Raw genomic sequence first — 24,650 nt, 5'->3', positions numbered from 1 at the left:
CACCGGGGCGGGGCCGGCGGGACGGGCGGCCGGCATCGTCGGGGCCGCCGCTCCGGGTCTCCTGCCGAACATGGGATCAGCGGCCTTCTCGGGAAACGGGGTGAATCGGGAGCAGGCGCCCCGTCCGGACGGCTCGGGACGCCGGCCGGATCACGACGCCTTGCGGCGGGCGAAGCGGGCCAGCAGCGGTTCCAGGAGGTTGGCCCGGCCGCGGCGGGTCTCGACGCGGCCGGTCAGGCTGCCGGCGAGCTCGCTCACGATCTCCGTCGCCTTGGCGCCGGGCTGCACCTCCGCCAGCATCTGGCCGTTATTGGCCGCGGTGCCGAACAGGGCGGGCTCGAACGGGATGGCGGCGGCGACCGGCGCGTCGAGGGCCTTGGCGAATTCCGCCACGGCGATCTCCGGGCGCTTGGGCATGCCGACCCCGTTGAGGACGAGGCGCGGCATGCGGTCGTGGGGCCGGGCGCTGCGCAGAAGCTCGAACAGGTTGCGGGCGTTGCGCAGGGAGGCGAGGTCGGGGGCGGCCACCACCACGATCTCGTCGGCGCCGATCAGCATGCGCCGGCACCAGGCCGACCAGGCATGCGGCACGTCGAGCACGATGCAGGGCACGCTCGCCCGCAGCACGTCGATCACGCCGTCGAAGGCGCCCTCGACGAAGTCGGTCGGGCGATCGAGGGTCGCAGGCGCCGCGAGCAGGCTCAGGTTGTCGGTGCACTTCGACAGCAGGCGGTCGACGAAGTTCGCATCGACCCGCTCTGGCGCGAACACCGCCTCGGCGACCCCTTGCGGCGGATCCTGGTTGAAGTTCAGTCCGGCGGTGCCGAAGGCGACGTCGAGATCGGCGATCACCGTCGCGGTGCCGTAGTCCCGGGCCACCGACCAGGCGATGTTGTGGGCGAGCGTCGAGGCGCCGACGCCGCCCTTGGCGCCGACCACCGCGATCGTCCGCCCCAGGGGCTCGGCGGCGGGATCGCAGAACAGGTCGGAGATCGTCGCGATCACGGCGACGGGCTCGATCGGCGCGATCAGGTACTCGCTCACGCCGCGGCGGATGAACTCCCGGTAGAGCACCACGTCGTTGACGTGGCCGATCACCACCACCTTGGTGCCGGCGTCGCAGACCTCGGCGAGGCTGTCGAGGGCGGCGAGCGGGTTGCCCCGGCCGGCGCCGATCTCGACCATGATGACGTTCGGGGTCGGCGCGTTGCGGTAGGCCTCGACGGCGGCGGGCGCGCCGCCCATCTGGACGCGGGTATGGGCCTTCTGCATCCGCCGGTCGCCGGCGGCGGCCTCGATCACCGCGGCGACCTCGCCGCTCTCGCAGAAGGCCTGCACGGTGATGCGGGGGACCGGGGCGATGACCCGGTCGGTGGAATCGCGCGGTTCAGACATGGCGCGGCGCCCGCCGGGACGGAAGCCGTCCCGTGTCCGGTCCCCGGCCCAGGGCGGTGCCGACGCGCCTCGCCGCGGGCGCGGCAGCGACTGTCGTCCGGCGCGTCCTCATCACTGTGCCACCTGGTTCTTCACGCTCGCGCGGCCATCCTGCTTCCAAGTGGTTGACGGATCCTTTCCGGTGCGCAGGTCGATCAGGTTCTGGGTCCGGGTCACGGTGTCGATCCGGCCCTCCTGCCGGCCCCGCACGAGGTCGACCGGGTCGGCGACCTGGCTCGCGAGGTTCGACTGGCTGGCGCAGCCGAAATTCCAGTAGGTCTCGTTACGGGTGTTGAAGCCCGCATCCGCCGAGCCGAGATCCTGCGGCCAGAGCCCGCAGGCGCCCGCGACCTTGGCCTGCATGCGCTGGAAGCTGAGGCGCAACGGCGCGCTCACCGCCACGTTGGCGACCGGATAGGGCGCGACGACGATCTCCCGCGGCGCCACCCCCCGGGCCACCGCCCGGGCGCGCACCCCCTCGAGGGTGCGGTCCACCGCGCCGCCCGGCACCTGCGAGCCGCGAGGCACCTCCAGGACCAGGACGCCGCGGCCGTAGCGGCGGTACTCGGCGAGGAAGCCGTCGACGTCGTCGGCCTGGCGCGGGTCGATATGCCCGGTCCCGGTGACGAACACGTCGAGATTGCGGGGCGTATCCGTCAGCACGATCGGATGCCGCTCGGGGACCGTCGTCGGATAGGTCGAGCCCGTGGTCAGCCGCCGGTCGGCGGCGCAGGCCGCGAGGCTGGCCGAGGCGGCGAGGATGAGCAGGCGGAGGGCGATGCGGGTCATGGTCGGCGGTGCCTCGGCGGGCCGGCCTGCAGCGCAACCCTGCGGGCCGGATCTTCGGAGGGGGTCTTCTGAAGGGAGCGGTCTCAGTCGGTGATGAAGCCGACGCGGCCGCGATAGCCGGAGCCGAGGGGGGCGGCGCCGACCACGCCGTAGAGCCGGTTGAAGCGGCCGAGCAGGACCGCCTGGCTGTCGCTCGACTCGGTGAAGCCGTCATCGGGCTTGCGGACCTGGCCGGGATCCATCGGCTTGGCGATGTAGGGGGTGACCATGATCATCAGCTCCGTCTCCTGGCGCTGGTAGTCGCGGGAGCGGAACAGGGCGCCGAGGATCGGCAGGTTGAGCATGCCCGGCAGGCCGCTGATCGCCTGGCGGTTGCGCTGCTGGATCAGGCCCGCGATCATCATCGTCCCGCCCGAGGGCAGCTCGATGGTCGTCTCGGACTTGCGCACCGTGAGACCCGGCACCGAGATGGTGTTGTTGCCGTTGGAGACCGGGATCGCGGCCTGCGGATCCAGCTCCGTGACGTTGGTGCCGACCCGGATCGAGATCCGGTTCTCCGACTGGACCACGGGCGTGAAGTTCAGCGCCACGCCGTAGGGCTTGTAGTCGATGCCGACCGCGCAGTTCGAGGAGTTCGACGCGACGACGGCCGAGCAGGTCTGGCTGGTGGGGACGGGGATCTCGCCGCCGGCGGTGAAGGTCGCGGCCTCGCCGGAGATCGCCGTCAGGGTCGGCTCGGCCAGGACCCGCGAGACGCCGGCCTGCTCGAAGGCGCGCAGGGTCGCGGTCAGGGAGAAGCCGCCCGAGCTGAGCGTGCCCTGGATCGTGTTGCCGGCCGGGAAGGAGCCGCCGGTCAGCGGGAACGGGACGCCGTTGACGAAGTTCATCGCGCTCCAGTTGGCGTTCAGGTTGACGCCGAACTGCTTGAGCACCAGGCGGGAGACCTCGACCACGGTGACGCGCAGCATCACCTGGTCCTTGCCGCGGATCGTCAGGTTGTTGATCACCGCGCCGCGGGTCGTCGCCCCGCTCCCGCCGGCGCCCACGAAGGCGTTGGCGATGTCGACGGCCTGCTGCGCCTCCGCCGCGGAGCCGACCGCGCCGGTGAGCAGCACCGAATCGCCCGCCGGGCGCACGTCGAAGCGGCCGTTCGGGATGCTGCCGGCCAGCGTCTGGCGCAGCACGTTGAGGTCGCGCCCCACCGTGACGTCGAGGGCGGCGATCTGGCGCCCCTCGCCGTCCATCACGAAGATCGAGGTGGCGCCGTTCTCGACGCCGATGATGAACACCTTGCGGGTCGAGCGCACCACGGCGTTCGCCACCTTGGGGTTGGCGACGAAGACCTCCTTGGCGTCCCGGGGCAGGTCGATCACCAGCGAGCGGCCCATGGTGAGGTCGACGCGGCGCGACACGTCGGCCTCGTCGGGGCCGACATTCACCACCGGTGCCGGCACCAGGCCGCCGCGCGGGCCGGAGCCGCGCAGCCCCACGCCGTCCACGGCGGCGGCGGGCCCGGCGGCGAGGAGGGCCATCGCGCCGGCGGCGAGGACGGCGCGCAGAGCCGCCAGGGGAGTCTCGGGCATCGTCATGGAACGGGGACTCGTGGGGCGCGGGGACTCGTGGGGCGGTGGCCGGTCGCGCGGTCATGGCCGGACGGGCGCGCGCTCATCGGCGGGGCATCTGCTTGGCGACGCCGTAGCGCACGATGGTGACGCCGCCCTCGGCCTCTGGCTCCGGCGCGGCCGGGGCGGTCTGGCCGGCATCCGCGAGGCTGCGCAGGGCGAGGGAGAGCTGGCCCACCCTCTGGGCCAGGGTCACGGCCTCGGCCTGGGCCGGGGTCAGCTCGAGCGTCGCGGTGTCGCCGGTGACCACCCGCTCGCCGTTGCGCTCCTGCACGGTCTGGCCGACCGCCAGCACCCGGATGTTGGTGAGGATCGTCACGGAGGTCTGGACGTCGCCGCGCGACCCGTCCTCGTCGCGGGAGGTGCGCAGCACGTCGACCCGGTCGTTCGGCAGGATGAACCCGCCGGCGGTATTGCTGCCGCGGGCATCGATCGAGATCGCGACGGCGCGCATCCCGGCCGGCAGGATGGCCGACAGGAAGCCGCTGCCATCGGCCTTGATCAGCTTCTCGCGCCGGATCGGCTCGCCGGAGAGGAACGGGTTTCGCACGATCGACCCGACGGTGTCCTGGAGGGCCGTCGGGGCGCTCGCGCGCTGGAGGAAGCCGTCGCCCGCCGCGGATTTCGGCCAGGGCTGCCAGCGCAGGTCCGCCGCCTTGAGGGATTGTCCCATCGGCAGCTCGGCGGAGGCGACCAGAACCTCCACCATCTCGATGGCCGGGGCTGGGGCCGGCGCGGCGACCGGCGCGACCGGCGGCGGCGGCTCGCGGCCGCTCATCATGATGAACGCCCCCGCGCCGGTCACGACGGCGACGCTGACGAGGAGCAAGCGCGATGACTTCATGCGGGGCCAACGAGAGAGCACGGCAGGGCGCGGCGCGGCGCCGCCCCCTGCCGGACCTCATCAGGCATTCCTCAAATTAAGGTTAATTCCCCTTAGGGTTAACGAGTCGTGCCGGGTCCGCGACGCGGTGGCGGTGTGCTGCAGGCCTTGAGGGCAACGGTCCGCGGAGGCCTGCACGCGTCGAAGCGGCGGATGAGGGCGCGTCGCGCCTCTCCCGCCGCATGGCCGGCATTCATGGGCCAGCATCATGGGACGCTCAGCCCGGCAGAACCAGGCGCCAGAGCGGGGCCGACGGGCAGACGACGAGGGCGGCTGCCGCCAGGGCGATGCCGTAGGGCATGACCGCCCGTCCGACCTGCAGGCGCACCGCGAAGGTCCAGGACGCCGCGAAGCCGGGGAGGGGATACCGGCGCAGGGCGAGGACGCCCGTGGCGAGCACGCCGCCGAACAGGGAGGTGACGAGGACGTAGTCGAGCAGCGAGCCGTAGCCGAGCCAGAGCGCGGTCGCCGCCGCGAGCTTGGCGTCGCCCCCCCCGATCACGCCCGCCGAAAACAAGGCGAAGCCGATCACGAGAACCAGGGCACCTGCGCCGGCATGACCGGCGATCTCGGACCAGCCGAGCCCCGCCGCAGCCGCCAGCACCGCGAAGGCGGCGATCAGGATCACGCTGACCCGGTTGGGAATCGTCATCGTCAGGAGGTCGCTGGCGGCCGCATAGGCCATCAGGAACGGGAAGACGACGAGGAGGCAGAGGCTGGCCATGCGGGCTCGCGGCTGGAATCTTCATGTACGGCCTCGCGGCCGACCCACCGGGACCCGTCAGGGGCCGCCCTTCGAACAGGCCCGCCCGGCGCCATGAGGCGGCCGGGCTGCGACCGGTGAGGAGCGCGGATCGGGCCGGCCGGGCGAGGGTCGACTCAGCGCCGCACGCGTTCGGGGATGCGCCGACCCGCCCGACGCGGACCGGCGTTGCGGCCCTTAATTCCCGGCGCCAGCAGTACCACCGCCACCGCCAGTCGCCGGCGCCGGCGCGAGGTTGGCGGCGATGTTGGTGAACTGGCTCGACAGGTTGGAGCCGACCGTCCGGGCCGCGCCGATGATCGCGAGGGCGATCAGGGTCGCGATCAGGCCGTACTCGATCGCCGTGGCGCCCGATTCGTCGCTGACAAAACGCTTCAGCTTGGTGATCATGACTGTGTTCCCGCCTGATTGATCTCGGTAAGTCCGCCGACAATCGACTGGCGCCGATCGGGACCGATGACAACCTAGGTCGAGGCGCGTTGAGGTTGAGTTAAAACGATCGTTGGCTCTGTCCGTTCGAGCCGAGATTCCAGCGGTGGTTAACAATCGATAGGCCAGACGCTCGAATTGCTTGGCCCGAGGTCAGCCCGCGCCGACGCGCCGGCTTAGCGGTTTATCAACCGTCAGGCGCTTGACTGCCGGGAGAGACAGTCGCGTCCGAAAGACCAGACCACCGATGAGCCCGCCCCGCCGCCCGAGCCTCCCGCGTGCCGTGCGCCTCCTGGCCTTCGCGCTGATGGTACCCGCCGCCGCGCAGGCGGGCGACGGCGCCACCGTCACGGTCTCGGTCGACAATGCGAAGGTGATCCGCCTGCCGGAGCGCACCGCGACCGTGATCGTCGGCAACCCGATCATCGCCGACGTCTCGCTGCAGCGGAACGGCATCGTGGTCCTGACCGGCAAGAGCTTCGGCAGCACCAACCTCATCGCCCTGGATGCGGCGGGCACGATGCTGGCGGAATCCGCAATCAGCGTGCGCGGCGGGAGCCCCTCGGTGGTGACGGTGCAGCGCGGGCTCGAGCGCGAATCCTATTCCTGCACCCCTGCCTGCCAGCCCTCGATGCAGCTCGGCGACGCGCAGCGCTACTTCTCCGAGATGAGCGGGCAGACCGGCCAGCGCAACGCGATGGCGACGAAAGGCGACGCCGGCGGGCAGGCGCCGATGCGCTGAGAATCGGCGTTTCGCGCAACCGAACCGAAACCCCTCCCTTGTATTCGGCAGGTTCCTGAGCCGCTGACCCGGCTCGCTCCGGACGTGACCCGCCATGTTCCGACGTCGCCCGATTCGCGCCCCAGCTCCGCCGGCCGGGCAGGCCGCGGCGACGCACGGCCTGTCGCTCGCGCCGCCATCCGGCCGCGGGCCGCGGGGGCGCCTCGGCGCGCCGCGTCGGTGGGCCGCCCGCTTCGCCTCCGCCCGCGAGGGTGTGACGGCGGTGGAGTTCGGGCTGATCGCGATGCCGTTCCTCTGCCTCGTGGCGGCGATCGTCGAGACCGCGCTGGCGTTCTTCGCCGGCCAGATCCTCGACAACGCGGTCTCGAATGCGGCGCGCCAGCTCTATACCGGGCAGTTCCAGGCCGCCCGGCCCGCCAATGCGAGCGCGAAGGAGACGTTGGCGACGTTCGGCGAGGCGATCTGCAAGAGCCGGGTCACGCTCTTCGACTGCCGCAGCGTCAAGATCGACGTGCTGAACATGACCGGCAAGACCAACTACGCGCCGCCGAGCCCGATCGACGCAACCAGCAGGACGTGGCGTGAAAAGCCGACGAAATTCGGCGAGCAATACGAGAATCCGGGCTCGAACGACATCGTGCTCGTGCAGGCCGCAGTGGAGTTCCCGGTCTTCTTCAGCTTCCTCAACCCCGGCACCCTGGCGAACGGCAAGCGCGTTCTGCAGAGCACCGTCGCCTTTCGCACGGAGCCCTACCAATGAACGTCCGGCGGCGGCGGGCGCCCGGCCTTCGGCGCGCTGCCGCGGACTTGGCGAGGGCACAGGAGGGCGTGGCCGCGATCGAGTTCGCGATGGTGCTGCCGATCCTGCTGCTTCTCTATGTCGGCACCACCGATCTCGCCGGCTACATCAGCAACCTGCGCAAGGTGACGCTGGCGGCCCGCACCGTGGCCGACCTCGTGGCCCGGGAGGCGGGCGACGTCTCGGCCACCCAGTTCGCCACCATCGTGAGGGTCGGGCGGGCCGTGCTGGCGCCCTATGACGGCGCCACCGCGCGCATCGCCGCCAAGGCGGTCGGGGTCGACAACGCGAAGGGCGGGGCCAAGGTCTGTTCCTACGCCGTGGATGCCGGCAGCGCCGCCGTGCAGGCCCCCACCGGCGTGACCGCCGTGCCGCCGGTGCCGGACGCCTTCAAGACCCCCGGCGCCCGCTACGTCGTCGTCGAGCTGACGATGCCCTACAGGCCGATCCTCGGCGCGGCCTTCGCCTCTCGGTTCAACCTCGGCGCCATGACCGAGACCGTGATCTGGCCGGTGCGCAACGGCAAGATCTACAACGTCTCGGTCACCTCGGCGCCGGAGATCGTACTGCCGACCGTCGTGAAGGCCACCAATGGCGGGGCCTGCCCGGGCACCTGAGCCGACCTCCTCCCCGCGCGGTCATCCCCGCAGGGTCATCCGGCCCGCCGCACCCTCGAACCCGCGCAGGCGGCGCAGGAACGACATGCCGAGCAGGCTGGTCTCGAGGCGCCCGCCCGGCAGGACCATCGCCTCGACGTCGCGCACCGTGATCCCGCCGACCCGCATCTCGCGCACCCGCACCGGGGCGGCCGGAACGGTGCCGTTGGCCGTGGCGGCCCTCGCCGTGAAGTCGCGCTCGGCGACCTTCAGCCCGATCCGGGCCGCATCCTCGCGGGTGAAGGCGCAGAGCGTCGCCCCGGTATCGACCAGCATGCGCAGCACCGTCCCCTCGACCTGCGGGTGGGCCCAGTAATGGCCGGACAGGTCCTGGGCCAGCGTCACGGTGGAGACGTCGCGGGGATGAGGCGGCGGCGTCCCGGCGGCCGGGTTCGGGCTGCCGAGGGAGAGCTTCGCGATGCGCTCGGTCATCCACCCGCCGGTGAGGGCGGCGGTCGCGAGCACGCCGAGGGCCCAGAGGATCGGGCGCGTCACGGACAATCTCCGGCGAGGGATCGAGGGGGGAGCCCGGCAGGTGCGGGGCGCGCCGGCAGGGTCATGGCGGACCGGTTAAGGATCCCTCCGGCGATCGGCCCCAATCCGATGCATCTCCCGATCCTGCCCGTCCTTGCCATCGGGGTTCGCGTCTGCTAGCAGCACCCCGCCCGCCGGACACCCTTGGAGGCCGGATTCCCCTGACGGGAACGGGCGTGGCGACGTCGGTTCACAGGGCCGTCCTCGAGGGGGCGGCCTTCGGCGTTTGAGCCATCCGCAACATCAGTTTTAAGGATCACGCCATGAGCGCCGTGAAGCCGCTTGAGGCCGTGGCACGCGACCGGGTCGGCAAGGGGGCCGCCCGGGCCGTTCGTCGCCAGGGCCAGGTGCCGGCCGTCATCTACGGGGGCAACCAGCCGCCGCAGGCCATCGCCGTCGACCTCATCCGCACCCGCACCCTGATCTACGCCGGTGGCTTCCTGACCACCGTGTTCGAGATCAGCGCCGGCGGCCGCACGGTCCGGGCGATCCCGCGCGACTACCAGCTCGACCCGGTCTCGGGCGTCCCGCTGCACGTCGACTTCCTGCGCGTCGTCGCCGGCCAGTCGGTCGAGGTCGAGGTGCCGGTGCATTTCTCGAACGAGGATGCGGCCCCGGGCATCAAGCAGAACGGCGGCACGCTCAACGTCGTGCACCACACCGTGACGGTCTCGGTCGCCCCCGAGTCGATCCCCGACGCGATCACCGTCGACCTGACCGGCAAGAACATCGGCGACACCATCCACGTCTCCGACCTGCCCGTGCCGGCCGGCGCCACCTTCGCCCTCGACGGCGCCGAGGTGGTGGCCACGCTGGTGCCGCCGACCGTGCTCGGCGCCGAGGTGGAGGCCGAGGAGGCCGCGGTGGCCGAGGCCGCCCGCGCCGAGTCGGCGGCCGAGGCCGCCGAGGAGACCGCCGAGGGCGAGTCCAAGGAGGGCTGAGCCGCTTCCCGGCTCGACCTCACCTGTCATCGGGACGCCCCGGTCGCGAGACCCGGGGCGTTTCCGCTTTCTCGGGGAGCTGTCTGTCGCCATGCGGCTGTTCGTCGGCCTCGGCAATCCCGGCACCCGCTACGCGGGCAACCGGCACAATATCGGCTTCATGGCGCTCGACGTGATCGCGCGCCGGCATCGCGCCGCGCCGTGGCGCCGCAAGTTCCAGGGCGAGAGCACCGAGGCGACGATCGGAGCCGAGCGCGTGCTGCTGCTCAAGCCCCTGACCTTCATGAACGAATCCGGCCGCGCGGTGGCCGAGGCGCAGCGCTTCTACAAGATCCCGCTGGAGGACGTGGTGGTGTTCCACGACGAGCTGGATCTCGCTCCCGCCAAGCTCCGGGTGAAGAAGGGCGGCGGCAATGCCGGCCATAACGGCCTGCGCTCGATCACCGCGCAATGCGGCAACGAGTATTGGCGCGCCCGCCTCGGCATCGGGCACCCGGGCGACAAGGCGCTCGTCCACGCCTACGTGCTCAACGACTTCGCCAAGGCCGAGATGCCGTGGGTCGAGGACCTGTGCGACGCGATGGCCGACGCCGCCGACCTGCTCGCCTCGGGCGAGGATGCCCGCTTCCAGAACAAGGTCCACCTCGCCATGGCCGGGCGGGGCTGGGACGAGGTGAAGCGCGTCGGCGAGAAGCCGGCTTGACCCGTGCACCCCGACGCCGCAAGTCCGATGCAACCAAGTGCGATGCAACACCGCCGCCGGCCGGCGATCTGCTTGAACTGAACGGAACGATCTGATGGGCTTCAAATGCGGCATCGTCGGCCTGCCGAACGTCGGCAAGTCGACGCTCTTCAACGCGCTGACGCAGACCGCGGCGGCGCAGGCGGCGAACTACCCGTTCTGCACCATCGAGCCGAATGTCGGCGAGGTGGCGGTGCCGGATAGCCGGCTCGACGACCTCGCCCGGATCGCCTCCTCGAAGGAGATCATCCCGACCCGCCTGACCTTCGTCGACATCGCCGGCCTGGTGCGCGGCGCCTCGAAGGGGGAGGGCCTGGGCAACCAGTTCCTCGCCAATATCCGCGAGGTCGACGCCATCGCCCACGTCGTGCGCTGCTTCGAGGACGGCGACGTCACCCACGTCGAGGGCAAGGTCGACCCGATCGCCGACATCGAGACGATCGAGACCGAGCTGATGCTGGCCGACCTCGACAGCCTCGAGAAGCGCGTCACCGCGCTGGAGAAGAAGGCCAAGGGCGCCGACAAGGAGGCCAAGGAGACCCTCGACCTCGTGCAGCGGGCGCTGCCGCTCCTGCGCGACGGCAAGCCGGCGCGCCTCGTCCAGCGCAAGGCGGAGGAGGAGCGCCTGTTCTCGCAGCTCGGCCTGATGACGGCCAAGCCCGTCCTCTACGTCTGCAACGTCGAGGAAGGCTCGGCCGATTCCGGCAACGCCCATTCGGCCGCCGTCTTCGCCCGCGCGAAGGAGGAGGGCGCCAAGGCGGTCGTCGTCTCGGCCAAGATCGAGAGCGAGATCGCGGTGCTGCCGCCGGCGGAGCAGGTCGAGTACCTGGAGGCGGTGGGCCTCGCCGAGCCCGGCCTGAACCGGGTGATCCGCGCCGGCTACGAGCTGCTCGGCCTCATCACCTACTTCACCGTCGGGCCGAAGGAGGCCCGGGCCTGGACCATCACCAAGGGTACCCGCGCGCCTGCCGCCGCCGGCGTGATCCACACCGACTTCGAGAAGGGCTTCATCCGCGCCGAGACCATCGCCTTCGCCGACTACACGGCGCTGAAGGGCGAGGCCGGGGCCCGCGAGGCCGGCAAGCTCCGGCTGGAGGGCAAGGAATACCTGGTGCAGGACGGCGACGTGCTGCATTTCCGCTTCGCCAACTGACGGCACGCCACGAAACGGGCAAGGAACCAGGATGGACCTCGTCCGGCGCCACGACTGGGACCTGACGCCCACGGAGGCCGTGGCGCTCCAGCGCCGGCTCGCCGCCGAGATCGTGGCCGACCGCCCGATCGACCTCGACGCCGTGCGGTTCGTCGCCGGCGTCGATGTCAGCGTGAAGAACGATCGCTCGCACGCGGCGATCGTGGTCGCGACCTATCCGGATTTCCGGGTGGTCGAGACCGTGACGGCCCTGATGCCGACGCCGTTCCCTTACGTGCCGGGCCTTCTCAGCTTCCGCGAGGGCCCGGTGCTGGAGGAGGCGTTCGGGCGGCTGAAGGCCGAGCCGGACGTGTTCCTGTTCGACGGCATGGGGACGGCGCATCCGCGCCGCATCGGCATCGCCAGCCATATGGGGCTGTGGCTCCAGCGCCCGACGATCGGGGTCGGCAAGACCCGGCTCTGCGGCCGCAACGCCCCCCTCGACGAGGAGAAGGGCGCGCATCAGCCGCTGATCGACAGGGGGGAGACCATCGGCGCGGTCGTCCGCACGCGCACGGCCAAGCATCCGCTGTTCATCTCGCCGGGACACCTCGCCGACATCCCGACCAGCGTCGCCCTGGTCCTCGCCTGCGCACCGAAATTCCGCCTGCCGGAGCCGATCCGCCTCGCCCACAAGGCCGCGGGCGCTTTTTCTTAGGGCCGCGGGCGCCTTTTCTTTGAGCCGCGGGCGCTTCCGTGTCAGACCTTTGCCGTGCTAGCCCGGCGGCCCCGCAACGCCGCCGGACGCCGACAGCCATGCCCCGCTATTGCTTCGAGGATCTCACGCCCGGTGTCCGGCTCGATTTCGGGCCCCTCGCGGTGAGCCGCGACGACATCGTGGGTTTCGCCCGCGAGTTCGACCCGCAGGGATTCCACACCGACGAGGCGGCGGCTGAAGGCAGCTTCGTCGGCGGGCTGATCGCCTCGGGCTGGCATACCTGCGCGCTGGGCATGCGCCTCGTCGCCGACGGCTTCATCCTGCAATCGAGCTCGATGGGCTCGCCGGGCGTCGAGGAGGTGCGCTGGCTGCGTCCGGTCCGCCCCGGTGACGCCCTGTCGATGCGCATGAGCGTGACCGAGAGCCGGCCCTCCGGCAGCAAGCCCGACCGCGGCTTCGTGCGCTTCCTGCTCGAGATCGCGAACGGCGCCGGCCAGCCGGTGATGACCCAGGATTTCTGGGCGATGTTCGGCCGTCGCGGCACGCCGCCCCTGCCGCCGCGGCCCCGCCCGCCCGAGGAGCCGGCACTGGCCGAGCGGCCCGAGGGCGAGGCGCTGCCGCCGGCCTATCTGGAGGACATGCCGCTGAACCGGCCCTTCGATCTCGGCGCGCACCATTTCACCCGCGACGACATCCTGCGCTTCGCCCGCGCCTTCGACCCGCAGCCCTTCCACGTCGACGAGGCGGCGGCGGCGCGGACGCATTTCGGCGGCCTGTGCGCCTCGGGCTGGCACACCGCCGCGGCCTGGATGAAGCGCATGGTGGCGGCCCGCGACCGCGGCCGGGTCCTGGCGGCGGAGCGTGGCGAGCCGGTGGTCGAGGGCGGGCCCTCGCCGGGCTTTCGCGACCTGCAATGGTTGAAGCCGGTCTATGCCGGCGACACGATCCGCTACGACGTGACCCTGACGGAGGCGAGGCCGTCGCGCACCCGGCCGGGCTGGGGCGTGGTGAGCCATACGGCCACCGGGACCAACCAGCGCGGCGAGCCGGTGTTTCGCTTCGCGGGGGCGTGGCTGGCGCCGAGCCGGGGGGCGTGAGGCGGCGTTCCGGGCTCCGCTGCGCGGCCCCGGGACGACCCTGTGCGGGGGAAGCGACGCCCCCGTACTGCGCCGGGGACAGTCAAGCCGCCGCCCGCCGCTCCGGGTACAGCCCCAACAACCCCTCCGGCGTCGCCTCCGCCACGCCCCGCTCGGTGATGATCCCGGTGACGAGGCGCGCCGGGGTGACGTCGAAGGCCGGGTTCGCGACCGGGCTCCCCGGCGAGACCACGGCGACGGTGGCGAAGGCCCCGTCGTCGGTGCGGCCGGTGAGGTGGGTCACCTCGCGGGCGTCGCGCTCCTCGATCGGGATGCCGGCGACGCCGTCGGTCAGGGTCCAGTCGATGGTCGAGAAGGGAAGGGCGGCGTAGAACGGCACGCCGCAATCGCGGGCGGCGAGCGCCTTCAGGTAGGTGCCGATCTTGTTGCAGACGTCGCCGGTCGAGGTCGTCCGGTCCGAGCCGACGATGCAGAGATCGACCTGCCCGTGCTGCATCAGGTGCCCGCCGGCATTGTCGGCGATCACCGTGTGGGGCACGCCGTGGGCGTTGAGCTCGAAGGCGGTGAGCGCCGCACCCTGGTTGCGCGGCCGGGTCTCGTCGACGAAGACGTGGACGGCGAGGCCGGCATCGTGCGCGACGTAGATCGGCGCCAGGGCCGTGCCCCAGTCGACGGTGGCGAGCCAGCCGGCATTGCAGTGGGTCAGCACGTTCACGGGCCCGGCCTTGCGGCGGGCGATCTCGGCGATCAGGGCCGCCCCGTGCTCGCCGATGGCCCGGCAGCTCGCCACGTCCTCGTCGGCGATGCGGGCGGCTTCCGCGAAGGCGGCGGCCTCGCGCCCGCCCGGGGAGAGCGGCTGCAGCAGGGCCGCGACCCGGTCGAGGGCCCAGCGCAGGTTGATCGCGGTCGGCCGCGTGGCGGCCAGCCGCTCCCGCGCCCCGTCGAGGTTGCGGTCGGACGGATCCTCGCGCATCGCCAGCGCCAGCCCGTAGGCGGCGGTGGCGCCGATGAGCGGCGCGCCCCGCACGATCATGGTGCGGATCGCGACCGCGGCCTCGGCCTCGCTCCGCAGCACCTTCGTCTCGAAGGCGAAGGGGAGGCGGGTCTGGTCGATGACGCAGATCCCCTCGCCGTCGGGCGCGGGGAAGATGGTGCGGTAGTGGCGGCCGTCGATCTTCATGGCGGAGGTCTAGCACGGGCGGGGCCCGTCGCGCGACCGGGACCGCCCTCTCCGGACGGTCCCCCCGAGGCTCGCGCAGCGGCGGCCGGCCGCCTACGCCGCGGCGCCCCGCAGCGAGGCCCGGAAGAGCGCCCGGAACTCCTCCGCGCCGACCGGCCGGCCGTTGGTCGCCGTCGAGTGGTCCTCGACCGCGCGGGGAACCAGCGCCTCGCAATCGGTCTCGGTGACCCCCATGGCGGCAAGATCGGCCGGGAGGCCGAGGTCGCGGTTCAACGCCTCGATCGCGGCGGCGAGGTCGGCGCCCGCGGCGAGGCCCATCGCCTGGCGCAGGGCGCCGTACTTCTCCTCGCAGGCCGGGGCGTTGAAGCGCAGCACGTGCGGCAGGATCACGGCGTTGAGGGTGCCATGGTGCAGGCGCTTCGCCTTCAGGCCGCCCAGCGCGTGCGACATGGAGTGGACGGCGCCGAGGCCCTTCTGGAAGGTCATGCCACCCTCCAGCGCGGCCATCATCATGTCCTCGCGCGCCGCGATATCGCTGCCGTCCCGGACCGCGCGGGGGAGCGAGCGGGTGGCGCGGGCGAGCCCGTCGAGGGCGATGGCCTCGGCCGGCGGGTTGTGGCGGGGGCTCAGGTAGGTCTCGATGCAGTGGGTCAGCGCGTCCATGCCGGTCGCGGCAGTGAGGCCCGCCGGCAGGCCGAGGGTCAGCTCGGGATCGCAGATCGCCACGTTCGGAATCAGATGGGGCGAGATGAAGCCGAGCTTGCGCCCGTCCGCAAGGGTGATGAGGGCGGCGCGGCCGACCTCGCTGCCGGTGCCGGCGGTGGTCGGCACCGCGATCACCGGGGGCTGGTCGGCCCGGATGCGCGGGATGCCGCCGAGGATCGCCGCGTAGGTCGCCAGCGGCTCGTCGTGGGTGGCGAGGAGCGCCACGCCCTTGGCGAGGTCGAGGGGCGAGCCGCCGCCGACCGCGATCACCGAATCGCAGCCTTCGGCCCGGAAGCGGTCGCGGGCCTCCAGCGTCGCCTCCTCGGTCGGGTTCTCGGGCGTGCCGTCGAAGACCGGGGTGGCGGCGGGCAGGCCGGCGGCGTCGAGGACGCGGGCGATCAGGCCGGCCGCCACGACGCCGCGATCGGTCACGACGAGGGGCCGGCTCGCGCCGAGGAGCGCCAGTTCCTCGGCGATCAGCCGGACGGCACCGCGCTCGAACTGGATCCGGGTGAGATAGGTGATGAGGCTCATGGGGGCTGCCTGCTGTGACGGGAGCCCGGCTCGGACGCACGGAGGCGCCTTGAGAACGCCGCAGCGCCCGTCCCGCTCCTCCCTCACGCCCTGTCCCGGGCCTGCATCGTTCTCTAACACAGGCCTTCCGAGATCAGCATTGCGGGAGCGGCATGCAGGGCCGTCACGAGCCGTCCGCCAACCCGGCCGCCGCCAGCAGCGCCGCCGTGCCGAGGCTCGTCGCGTCGAGGACCGGCACGCCGTCGAGTGCGGGCGGCAGGCGCCATCCGGGCAGGTTGGTGCTCCAGATCAGCACCGCGTCACTGCCGGACGCGGCCTCCCGCGCCGCGTCGTCGAGGCGGGACGGATCGACCTCGGCCGCCAGGCGGTTCTCGGTGATGCCGAGGGGGCGGACCCTGCCGACGGCGATGCCGGCCCCGGCGAAGCGGGCGCCGACCAGCCCGGCCTCGTCCGCCCCTCCCTGCACCACGAGGCCGAGGCGGCGATAGCCGGCGCGACGGATCCGTGCCCGGGCGGCGAGCGCCGTCGTCACCATCGGCAGGCCCGTGCGGCGGGTCACGGATGCGCAGAGGCGTTCGTCGGGCGCGAAGCCCAGGGCGGCGCCCCGCGTGGCGTTCCAGCACAGGGCCGCCACCCCGGCATCGGCCAGGAGATCGGCGGCGGTGAGGAAGACCGCCTCGTCATAGGCGCCGTCACCGGCGAGCATCGCCCCGTAGGGCACCCGCGCGTAGCAGGCGGCGACCGGGCGGCCGGCGAGCCGCGCTTCCGTCGCCCGCTCCACCACCCGGTTCGAGGAGGGCAGGATCACCCCGAGTGCGATATCGGTCATCGTCGCGGATCCTCCAGGCGGATGGGTCATGACCAGGGACTGGCTGCGGGTGGTGAGGGACGGCATCGAGGCGCAGGCCGGCCGCTGCCGCGGCGGCCGTGCCGTCCGGCCATGCCCGCCTGGTCGGGACGGTGCCAGGATCGTGCCTGCGACATCGATCTTGCTGCCACGGGCCGTCGCACATCATCTGCCCTCAGCAAATCATTTGCCCTCAGCAAATCATCTGCCAAACCCAGGAAAGCCCATGCCGGACCACGACCCGATCGCCGCAGGCACCGCATGAGCGCGGAGCTGTGGCGGCTCTCCGCGATCGAGCTCGGCCGGCTCTTCGCGGCCGGGCGCGCCTCGCCGGTCGACGCCCTCGATGCGGCGCGGGCACGGGCCGCGACCTGGGAGCCGCATCTCAACGCGATCACGCGGGAGAATCCGGGCGCGCGCCGGGAGGCCGAGGCGAGCGCCGCCCGCTGGCGCGCCGGCCGGCCGCTCTCCGCCCTGGACGGCGTGCCGATGACCGTGAAGGAGTTCCTGGTCACGGCGGGCCTGCCCTCGACCTATGCCGAGCCGGGCGAGGCCGCTCCCAGCCCCCATGACGAGCTGCCGGTGGCGCGGATGCGCCGCGCCGGCCTCGTCACCCTCGCCAAGACCACGATGCCGGAATTCGCCGTGCAGGGTTACACGGCATCGGCCCGGTTCGGCGTCACCCGCAATCCCTGGAACCCGGCCCTGACGCCCGGCGGCTCGACCGGCGGGGGAGCCGCCGCGACGGCGGCGGGCTACGCGCCGATCGCGCTGGGCACCGATGGCGGCGGCTCCCTGCGCCGGCCCGCCGCCCATACGGGCCTCGTCGGGTTGAAGAGCAGCCTCGGCCGGGTGCCGCGCCACGGCGGCCTGCCCTCGCCGCTCCTCGATTTCGAGGTGGCGGGCGCGCTCACCCGCACCGTCGCCGACAGCCGCGCGGTGCTCGCCCTGATGCAGGGGGCCGATCCGCGGGTGCTGTGGTCGACCTTCCGGCCGGAACCGCATCCCGAGCGGCCGTTGCGGGCCCGCTACGTCGAGCGCATCGGCGATGCGCCGCTCGAGCCCGTCGTCGCCGCCTCCTGCCGACGGGCCCTCGCCCATCTCGACGCCATCGGCGTCCAGGTGGAGGAGGGGCCGCTGCCCTTCGACATCGCCGGGCTGAACGCGCTGTGGCCGGAGATCGGCAAGATCGGCCTCGCCCGCCTGTTCGAGGCCGATCCGGCCCTGGCCGCGCGGGTGAGCGCGCCCTACCGGGCGATGGCCGAGGAGGGCGCCCGCACCCCCGCGACCCTGCTCGCCGCGATTCTCGAACGGGTGCAGGCCCTGCGCAACGCGGCGAGCGCCGCCTTCGCGGAGCTGGATCTCCTCGTCACCCCATCCGCCGCGGCGATGCCCTGGGCGGCGGATGCGGTCTATCCGGAGGTGATCGACGGCCGGCCGGTCGGCCCCCGGGGCCACGCGGTCTATTCCGGCTGGGTCAACGCCGCGGCGCTGCCGGCCCTGAGCCTGCCGGTCGATCCGGCGCCGGACGGGATGCCGATTGGCCTCCACATCGTGGCGGGGTTCGGCTGCGACGACCGGCTCCTCGACCTCGCCGAGGCGCTGGAGCGGCAACTCCCCTTCGCGGATCGCTGGCCCGCCCTGCCCGGGGAGGCGCGCCGATGAAAGTCCGCGTCCGCGCGATCCAGGCCGTCGACCCGGCCGCGCACCACGACCCCTTCACGCGCCCCGGCTGCGTCGCGGACCGGGGAACGCGACGGCCTCCCCGAGCATCGGCGCGAGCTCGCCGAACGGCACCGGCCGGCCGAGCAGAAACCCTTGCGCTCCGGTGCAGCCCGCCTCCCGCAGGCCGGCGAGCTGCGCTTCGGTCTCGACACCCTTGGCCGTGACTTCCAGGCCGAGCGCCTCCCCGAGGGCGACGACGGCGCGCAGGAGGCCGGAGGCCTGCGGCAACGCGGCATCCCCGGCGAGCGCGCGGGCGAGCTTGATCCGCCCGAAGGGCAGGCGCCGCAGCGCACCGAGGGAGGAGGCGCCGGCGCCGAAATCGTCGAAGGCGAGCCCGATCCCGAGATCGGCGAGGTCCGCCAGCCGCCCGCCCGCCTCCGCGAGGGCGCCCTCGGCAATGTCGAGCTCGAGGCGCCCGGGCGGCTCGCCCGCCGCCGCCAGGGCGGCCCGCACCGCGCCGGGGAGGCCGTGCTGGCGCAGCTGCGCGCCCGCGACGTTCACCACCACCCGGATCTCCGGCGGGAGCGCCCGCGCGTCGCGCAGGGCCGTGCGCAGGACCCATTCGCCGAGCGGGACGACCAGGCCGGTCTCCTCGGCCAGCGGCAGGAAGGCGGCGGGGTCCAGCCGGCCGCGGGTCGGGTGGTTCCAGCGAAGCAGCGCCTCGACGGCGGTGATCCGGCCGCCCGCGAGATCGAAGACCGGCTGGTAATGCAGGGCGAAGGCGCCCCGCTGCAGCGCGAGGCGAAGGTCGAGTTCGAGGCGCCGGCGCTCCTCCGCCGCCCGGTCCATGGCGGCGGCGAAGTGCCGGTAGGTGTTGCGGCCCTCCGACTTCGCCCGGTAGAGCGCGCGATCGGCGCGCTTGATCAGGGTGTCGCCGTCGAGGCCGTGCTCGGGCGCGACGGCGATGCCGATGCTGACGCCGATCGTCGCCTCCTGCCCGCCGAGATCCACCGGCTCGCGCAGGGCCGCGATCAGGCGCTCGGCCGTCGCGGCGGCATCGGACTCACCGCCGAGCAGAACCGCGAACTCGTCGCCGCCGAGTCGCGCGGCCAGGTCCTCCCGGCGCAGGACGGCGCGGATCCGCCCCGCCACCTCGCGCAGCATGGCGTCGCCGGCGAGATGGCCGAGGGTGTCGTTGACCGCCTTGAACGCGTCGAGGTCGAGGCAGAGCAGGCCGCAAGCTCCGCCGTGCCGCCGCTGGCTCGCCAGGCGCCGGTCGAGGCTGTCGCGAAACAGGGCGCGGTTGGGCAGCCCGGTCAGGGTGTCGTGCCGGGCCATGTGGGCGACCTGCGCCTCCGCCGCCTTGCGGGCGGTGATGTCGGTGTAGGTGCGCACCGCCCCGCCGGTGGGGAGCGGCACCGTGCGGACCTCCAGCACCGTGCCGTCCGGCCGCTCGCGCTCGTAGGTGCGGGGATGCGTCGGGAGCGGCCCGTGCGCGACCTGCTCGCGCAAGGCGGCCTCGCAGCGCGCGAAGTCGTCCCGGGCAATCTGGTGGCGCCGGACCTCGTCGAAGGTCGGGGCGTTGCGCATCAGGTCGCGCGGCAGGTCGAGGAGCGCGATGGCGCGCTCGTTGCAGACCCGCACGATCCCGGCCTCGTCGACCATCATCAGGCCCTGGTCCATATGCTCCAGGGTGGCGTCCAGGAGGGCGGTGCTGGCGCGCAGGCGGGCGGTGCGCTCCTGCAGCTCGGCCTGGGCGCGGTCCATCTCGGTCACATCCTGGGCGCTGCCGAACAGGGCCGCGGCGGCGCCGGTCTCGTCGCACTCGCAGATGCCGCGCGAGACGATGACCCGCTCCTCGCCGTCGCGCCGCAGGATCCGCGCCTTGAAGGAGAAGCCGGCCCGGCGCTCCCGCGCATCGGTGACGAGGGCGGCGATCCGCCCGCGATCCTCCGGGTGGTAATAGGACAGGGCCTCCTCGATGCAGGCGGCCGGGTCTCCCGGCGCCCGCCCGTGCATGCGGCAGACCTCGTCCGACCAGGTCACCGCGCCGGAGGCGAGGTCGACCCGCCAATGGCCGATATGCGCCATCTGCTCGGCCAGCGTCAGGTTGCGGCTGGCCTGGGACAGGGCCTCCTCGCTCGCCCGTCGGCGCAGGGCCTCGGTCTCGCTGGCGACGCGGGCCTCGTAATGCCGGAGCTGGGCCACCACGACGGCGGTGAGGTCGGAGAGCCGCGCGCTCTCATCCTCCGAGAGCCGGCGCGGGACGGTGTCCGCGAGGCAGAAGGTCCCGAGCGGCAGGCCCGGCCGCAGCATCAGCGGGAGGCCGGCGTAGAACCGGACGCCCTGCGGCCCCGTCACCAGCGCGACGCCGTGAAAGCGCGGGTCGCTCCTCGCGTCCTCGACCACCAGGGGCGCGTCGCTCAGGATGGCGTGGTGGCAGAAGGCCGCGTCCCGGGCGGTGGGCCCGAACTGGATGCCGGCGGAGGCCTTGCACCAGAGCCTTTCGGCATCGACCAGCGAAATCCAGGCATAGGGTACCCGGAACAGCGTGCGGGCGAGGCGGCAGACCGCATCGAACTGGGCCTCCGGCGGCGTGTCCAGAATGCCGAGGGCATGCAGGTCGGAGAGCCGCTCGGCCTCCCGCTCGGGACGAAGTTGCACCGCGACGCTCCTTGCCGGCGGATCGGCGCCGGGACGCCAGGCGAGCCTCGACACAATGTCAAAAAAGTTACGAAGTTATTAAAGCACCGCCGTTACCTCGTTCGCACGCGGACGAGGCGCCACCGATCGAGCGATCTCCGTCACAGTGGGGAGGGGCGAGGACGGGCCGCATCCTCTATCCCACGGCGCTGAATTGCTGCCGGACGGATGAGGATTTCCACCTCTAGGGCATGCCACAGTACCGATCTGCGGTTTTTACTACCGGTACCGTGGCGCTTTCGACCGAAGCCGTTCGAAGGCGCCGGCATAGTCCGAATGGGTCCGCGCCGGAGCGGCCGGGCACAGATGCGCCGGACGCTGTGCCATCGGCATGCCGATGCACAGCGCACTCGTGCGAGCGCCGCCTGGCCCCGGATCCGGTGCCCGCGGCGCCTACGGCAGGTCAGGCCGTCAGCGCCCGGCTGATCACGATCCGCTGGACGTCGCTGGTGCCCTCGTAGATCTGGCACACCCGCACGTCGCGGTAGATCTGCTCGACGGGATAATCCGCGAGGTAGCCGTAGCCGCCATGGATCTGGATCGCGTCGGAGCAGACGCCTTCCGCCATCTCGGAGGCGAAGAGCTTGGCCATCGCCGCCTCCTTGAGACTGGGCTGCCCGGCATCGCGCAGCCGGGCGGCGTTCAGCACCAGGAGGCGCGCGGCCTCGATCCGCGTCGCCATGTCAGCGAGGCGAAAGGCGACCGCCTGGTGCTGGGTGAGCGTCTGGCCGAAGGTCTCGCGCTCACCCGCATAGGCCAGAGCCGCCTCGAAGGCGGCGCGCGCCATGCCGACGGCCTGGGCGGCGATGCCGATCCGCCCGCCCTCGAGGTTGGAGAGCGCGATCTTCAGGCCCTCGCCCTCCTGGCCGAGCATCAGGTCGGGCGTGAGCTCCATGTCCTCGAACACGATCTGGGCGGTGTCCGAGGCGCGCTGGCCGAGCTTGTGCTCGATGCGCGCGACCTTGTAGCCCGGCGTCTTCGTCGGCACGATGAAGGCGGAGATGCCGCGCTTGCCGGCCTCCGGGTCGGTCACCGCGAACACGATGGCGAGATCCGCATTCGCCCCGGAGGTGATGAACTGCTTGGTGCCCGACAGGATCCAGGCATTGCCGCGACGCCGCGCCCGGGTCTTGAGCGCGGCGGCATCCGAGCCGGCGCCGGGCTCGGTCAGGCAGAAGGCGCCGAGCTGCTCGCCGCGGGCGAGCGGCCCCAGGAAGCGCTGCTTCTGCTCCGTGCTGCCGAACTTCAGGATCGGCATGCAGCCGACCGAGTTGTGCACGCTCATCACGGTCGAGACCGCACCGTCGCCCGCCGCCACCTCCTCGATGGCGAGCGCATAGGCGACGTGGTCGACGGCCGCCCCGCCATGCTCCTCCGGCACCAGCATGCCCATGAAGCCGAGCGCTCCCATCTCGGCGATGGCCTCGCGGGGGAAGCGCGCCTCCCGGTCCCAATCGGCCGAGAACGGCTTCAGGCGCTCCTGCGCGAAGCTGCGGGCGGTGTCGCGGATCAGGATCTGATCGTCGGTCAGCATCGCGCCGTCTCCCCTCGCTTGAACCTGACTCACTTGAACCTGACCTACTTGGGCTGCATGCGCAGGGCGCCGTCGAGGCGGATGACCTCGCCGTTGAGCATCGGGTTGTCGATGATGGCGAGGGCGAGCTTCGCGTATTCCTCCGGCCGGCCGAGGCGGGAGGGGAAGGGCACGGAGGCGCCGAGCGAATCCTGCACCTCCTGCGGCAAGCCGCGCATCATCGGCGTCTCGAAGAGACCCGGCGCGATGGTGCAGACGCGGATCCCGGCGGGGGCGAATTCCCGCGCCGCCGGCAGGGTGAGGCCGACGACGCCGGCCTTCGAGGAGGCATAGGCCGCCTGGCCGATCTGGCCCTCATAGGCGGCGACCGAGGCGGTGGAGATGATGACGCCGCGCTCGCCCCCCTCGAGCGGATCGAGCGCCAGCGCACCGGCCGCCACGAGACGCATCAGGTTGAAGCTGCCGATCAGGTTGACCTGGATCACCTTGGCGTAGCTGGCGAGGTCGAGCGGGCCGTGACGGCCGACGATCCGGCCGGCCGTCGCGACGCCGGCGCAGTTGACCAGGATCCGGGCCGGGCCGTGAGCCTCCGCAGCCCGGGCGACCGCCGCCTCGGCACTGGCCGCGTCGGCGACGTCGCAGGAGAGGGCGAGGCCACCGATCTCTCCGGAGACCTCGGCGGCGGCGCCCTCGTTGAGGTCGAGAAGCGCGACCTTCGCGCCCGCCGCTGCCAGCGCCCGGCCGGTCGCCGCGCCCAGACCCGATCCGCCACCCGTGACGATGGCCGCTACGCCGTTGACCTTCATGCCTGATCCTCCCTGTTCCTCGTCCCCACTCGAACGGTGGGTGACGGGCCCTCCGCGTCGCGCGACCACCCATGACGGGGGGCGGGCCGGTCTGCTAGGCGGAGGGTGGCTTGAGACCCATCGCTATGGGTCGGGCCGGGCATCGTCAAGGCGCCGATGGCGAAGCGACAACAGCCACCGGATCACGGGGGCGTCACGGGGGGAGGGAAGGGATGAATCCAGCCGGGCAAGGCGGGCCGCTCGCGGGCTTGCGCATCGTCGAGTTCGCGGGCATCGGCCCCGGCCCCTTCGCCGCCATGCTGCTCGCCGATATGGGCGCCGAGCTGGTGCGCCTCGATCGACCCGGCGGCGCCGATCCCTATTCCAGGAACGTCGTCTCCCGCGGGCGGCCAACCGTGACGGTCGACCTGAAGGATTCGGCCGACCGCGCCGGCACCCTCGCGCTGCTGGATCGCGCCGATGCCCTGATCGAGGGGTTCCGCCCCGGCGTGATGGAGCGGCTCGGCCTCGGGCCTGACGCGGTGCTCGCCCGCAATCCGCGCCTCGTCTACGGCCGGATGACCGGCTGGGGCCAGGACGGTCCGCTGGCCGCCGCGGCGGGGCACGACATCACCTACATGGCGGTGACCGGAGCGCTCGCGGCGATCGGGCCGGAGGAACACCCGGTGCCGCCGCTCAACCTCGTCGGCGATTACGGCGGCGGCTCGCTCTACCTCGTCGCCGGGATCCTCGCCGGGCTGCTCTCGGCCGGCCGAACGGGGCAGGGCCAGGTGGTCGACGCGGCGATCTGCGACGGCTCCGCGTCCCTGATGGCGATGTTCTCGGAACTGACCTCGCAAGGGCGCTGGAGCGACCGGCGCGCGGCGAACCTGCTCGACGGCGGCGCGCCCTGGTACCGCACCTATGCCTGCAGCGACGGGGGACACATCGCTCTCGGGCCGCTCGAGCCGCAATTCTACGCCCTCTTCCGCCGCCTCACCGGCCTCGATTCCGACCCGGATTTCGACCGGCGCGACGATCCGGCGGCGTGGCCCCTGCTGCGGCGCAAGCTCGAGGCGCTGTTCGCCGGCAGGACGCGCGACGAGTGGTGCCGCCTCCTCGAAGGGACGGATGCCTGCGTGGCACCCGTCCTCACGCTCACCGAAGCCGCCGACCACCCGCACCTCGCGGCACGGCGGACCTTCGTCACCGTCGAGGGCATCGTGCAGCCCGCGCCGGCACCCCGGTTCTCCGGCACGCCCACCGCGATCCGGCCACCATCCGCGCCGCTCTCCTTGGCCGAGGCAATCACGCGCTGGAGCGGGGAGGGGAGTTTTCGAAGCTGAGCCGGGAAAATGAGTGTTGACGGCCCAGGGAACGGGGACTATACGACCACCCATCGGCGCCGGCCGCTCC

General features: G+C 72.5%; 23 protein-coding genes. 10 read left to right on the top strand and 13 right to left on the bottom strand.

The window, feature by feature from the left end; genetic code table 11:
* Positions 1 to 150: 150 nt before the first annotated feature.
* The 6 genes from VQ03_RS21645 to VQ03_RS21620 form a co-directional block, all read right to left on the bottom strand.
* Positions 151 to 1,395, bottom strand: coding sequence for a CpaE/TadZ family protein (locus VQ03_RS21645; RefSeq protein WP_048452980.1), 1,245 nt, complete (start codon positions 1,393 to 1,395; stop codon positions 151 to 153).
* 111 nt (positions 1,396 to 1,506) lie between these two features.
* Positions 1,507 to 2,223, bottom strand: coding sequence for a CpaD family pilus assembly protein (locus VQ03_RS21640; protein WP_048452979.1), 717 nt, complete (start codon positions 2,221 to 2,223; stop codon positions 1,507 to 1,509).
* 83 nt (positions 2,224 to 2,306) lie between these two features.
* Positions 2,307 to 3,812, bottom strand: coding sequence for a type II and III secretion system protein family protein (locus VQ03_RS21635; RefSeq protein WP_048452978.1), 1,506 nt, complete (start codon positions 3,810 to 3,812; stop codon positions 2,307 to 2,309).
* Between the two features lie 76 nt (positions 3,813 to 3,888).
* Positions 3,889 to 4,689 carry a Flp pilus assembly protein CpaB gene (cpaB, locus tag VQ03_RS21630; RefSeq protein ID WP_048452977.1) on the bottom strand — a complete coding sequence of 267 codons (801 nt, stop codon included), beginning with the start codon at positions 4,687 to 4,689 and terminating at the stop codon, positions 3,889 to 3,891.
* A 256-nt stretch (positions 4,690 to 4,945) separates the two neighbouring features.
* Positions 4,946 to 5,452, bottom strand: coding sequence for an A24 family peptidase (locus VQ03_RS21625; protein ID WP_048452976.1), 507 nt, complete (start codon positions 5,450 to 5,452; stop codon positions 4,946 to 4,948).
* Positions 5,453 to 5,668: 216 nt separating this feature from the next.
* Positions 5,669 to 5,881 carry a Flp family type IVb pilin gene (locus VQ03_RS21620; protein WP_048452975.1) on the bottom strand — a complete coding sequence of 71 codons (213 nt, stop codon included), beginning with the start codon at positions 5,879 to 5,881 and terminating at the stop codon, positions 5,669 to 5,671.
* Between the two features lie 286 nt (positions 5,882 to 6,167).
* Here VQ03_RS21620 and VQ03_RS21615 point away from each other — a divergent pair, with 286 nt between their 5' ends.
* From VQ03_RS21615 to VQ03_RS21605, 3 genes are all read left to right on the top strand, one after another.
* Positions 6,168 to 6,662 (top strand): pilus assembly protein N-terminal domain-containing protein, encoded by a 495-nt coding sequence (locus tag VQ03_RS21615; protein ID WP_048452974.1) that lies wholly within the window; start codon positions 6,168 to 6,170, stop codon positions 6,660 to 6,662.
* Positions 6,663 to 6,756: 94 nt separating this feature from the next.
* Positions 6,757 to 7,422, top strand: coding sequence for a TadE/TadG family type IV pilus assembly protein (locus tag VQ03_RS21610; protein ID WP_083468143.1), 666 nt, complete (start codon positions 6,757 to 6,759; stop codon positions 7,420 to 7,422).
* 68 nt (positions 7,423 to 7,490) lie between these two features.
* Positions 7,491 to 8,078 carry a TadE/TadG family type IV pilus assembly protein gene (locus tag VQ03_RS21605; protein WP_167376116.1) on the top strand — a complete coding sequence of 196 codons (588 nt, stop codon included), beginning with the start codon at positions 7,491 to 7,493 and terminating at the stop codon, positions 8,076 to 8,078.
* A 21-nt stretch (positions 8,079 to 8,099) separates the two neighbouring features.
* Here the strand turns inward: VQ03_RS21605 and VQ03_RS21600 are convergent, their stop codons facing one another.
* Positions 8,100 to 8,612 carry a retropepsin-like aspartic protease family protein gene (locus VQ03_RS21600; protein ID WP_048452971.1) on the bottom strand — a complete coding sequence of 171 codons (513 nt, stop codon included), beginning with the start codon at positions 8,610 to 8,612 and terminating at the stop codon, positions 8,100 to 8,102.
* 302 nt (positions 8,613 to 8,914) lie between these two features.
* On the opposite strand from VQ03_RS21600, the gene VQ03_RS21595 reads away from it, so the two are divergent.
* From VQ03_RS21595 to VQ03_RS21575, 5 genes are all read left to right on the top strand, one after another.
* Positions 8,915 to 9,592, top strand: a complete 678-nt coding sequence (locus tag VQ03_RS21595; RefSeq protein ID WP_048452970.1) for a 50S ribosomal protein L25/general stress protein Ctc — start codon at positions 8,915 to 8,917, stop codon at positions 9,590 to 9,592.
* Between the two features lie 91 nt (positions 9,593 to 9,683).
* The gene (gene pth / locus VQ03_RS21590; protein ID WP_048452969.1) at positions 9,684 to 10,295 is read left to right on the top strand and encodes an aminoacyl-tRNA hydrolase; all 612 of its coding nucleotides are present in this window, start codon (positions 9,684 to 9,686) and stop codon (positions 10,293 to 10,295) included.
* Between the two features lie 94 nt (positions 10,296 to 10,389).
* Positions 10,390 to 11,487 carry a redox-regulated ATPase YchF gene (ychF, locus tag VQ03_RS21585; protein WP_048452968.1) on the top strand — a complete coding sequence of 366 codons (1,098 nt, stop codon included), beginning with the start codon at positions 10,390 to 10,392 and terminating at the stop codon, positions 11,485 to 11,487.
* Positions 11,488 to 11,518: 31 nt separating this feature from the next.
* A complete protein-coding gene (gene nfi, locus VQ03_RS21580) occupies positions 11,519 to 12,184 on the top strand; it encodes a deoxyribonuclease V (RefSeq protein ID WP_048452967.1) in 666 nt (221 codons plus the stop codon).
* Positions 12,185 to 12,282: 98 nt separating this feature from the next.
* Positions 12,283 to 13,281 (top strand): MaoC family dehydratase, encoded by a 999-nt coding sequence (locus VQ03_RS21575; protein ID WP_048452966.1) that lies wholly within the window; start codon positions 12,283 to 12,285, stop codon positions 13,279 to 13,281.
* An 82-nt stretch (positions 13,282 to 13,363) separates the two neighbouring features.
* On the opposite strand, the gene mtnA is transcribed toward VQ03_RS21575, so the two are convergent.
* The 3 genes from mtnA to VQ03_RS21560 form a co-directional block, all read right to left on the bottom strand.
* A complete protein-coding gene (gene mtnA / locus VQ03_RS21570; RefSeq protein ID WP_048452965.1) occupies positions 13,364 to 14,461 on the bottom strand; it encodes an S-methyl-5-thioribose-1-phosphate isomerase in 1,098 nt (365 codons plus the stop codon).
* 93 nt (positions 14,462 to 14,554) lie between these two features.
* Positions 14,555 to 15,700, bottom strand: a complete 1,146-nt coding sequence (locus VQ03_RS21565) for an iron-containing alcohol dehydrogenase (protein WP_048452964.1) — start codon at positions 15,698 to 15,700, stop codon at positions 14,555 to 14,557.
* A 163-nt stretch (positions 15,701 to 15,863) separates the two neighbouring features.
* Positions 15,864 to 16,529 carry a hypothetical protein gene (locus VQ03_RS21560; RefSeq protein ID WP_053078689.1) on the bottom strand — a complete coding sequence of 222 codons (666 nt, stop codon included), beginning with the start codon at positions 16,527 to 16,529 and terminating at the stop codon, positions 15,864 to 15,866.
* 279 nt (positions 16,530 to 16,808) lie between these two features.
* On the opposite strand from VQ03_RS21560, the gene VQ03_RS21555 reads away from it, so the two are divergent.
* Positions 16,809 to 18,212 carry an amidase gene (locus VQ03_RS21555; RefSeq protein ID WP_048452963.1) on the top strand — a complete coding sequence of 468 codons (1,404 nt, stop codon included), beginning with the start codon at positions 16,809 to 16,811 and terminating at the stop codon, positions 18,210 to 18,212.
* 54 nt (positions 18,213 to 18,266) lie between these two features.
* Here VQ03_RS21555 and VQ03_RS21550 read toward each other — a convergent pair whose 3' ends face one another.
* The 3 genes from VQ03_RS21550 to VQ03_RS21540 form a co-directional block, all read right to left on the bottom strand.
* On the bottom strand, positions 18,267 to 20,876 hold the full coding sequence (locus tag VQ03_RS21550; RefSeq protein WP_053078688.1) for a sensor domain-containing phosphodiesterase: 2,610 nt from the start codon (positions 20,874 to 20,876) through the stop codon (positions 18,267 to 18,269).
* A gap of 442 nt (positions 20,877 to 21,318) precedes the next feature.
* Positions 21,319 to 22,449, bottom strand: coding sequence for an acyl-CoA dehydrogenase family protein (locus VQ03_RS21545; RefSeq protein WP_048452962.1), 1,131 nt, complete (start codon positions 22,447 to 22,449; stop codon positions 21,319 to 21,321).
* 44 nt (positions 22,450 to 22,493) lie between these two features.
* Entirely contained in the window at positions 22,494 to 23,255 is a 762-nt protein-coding gene (locus VQ03_RS21540; protein ID WP_048452961.1) for an SDR family NAD(P)-dependent oxidoreductase, read from the bottom strand.
* 212 nt (positions 23,256 to 23,467) lie between these two features.
* On the opposite strand from VQ03_RS21540, the gene VQ03_RS21535 reads away from it, so the two are divergent.
* A complete protein-coding gene (locus tag VQ03_RS21535) occupies positions 23,468 to 24,580 on the top strand; it encodes a CaiB/BaiF CoA transferase family protein (protein WP_048452960.1) in 1,113 nt (370 codons plus the stop codon).
* The last annotated feature ends 70 nt before the right edge of the window (positions 24,581 to 24,650 follow it).

The sequence above is a fragment of the Methylobacterium tarhaniae genome, from assembly GCF_001043955.1.
Classification (GTDB): Bacteria; Pseudomonadota; Alphaproteobacteria; order Rhizobiales; family Beijerinckiaceae; genus Methylobacterium; species Methylobacterium tarhaniae.
The sequence above is the reverse complement of the archived record's forward strand: the minus strand, read 5'-3'. Positions and strand labels throughout refer to the sequence as shown.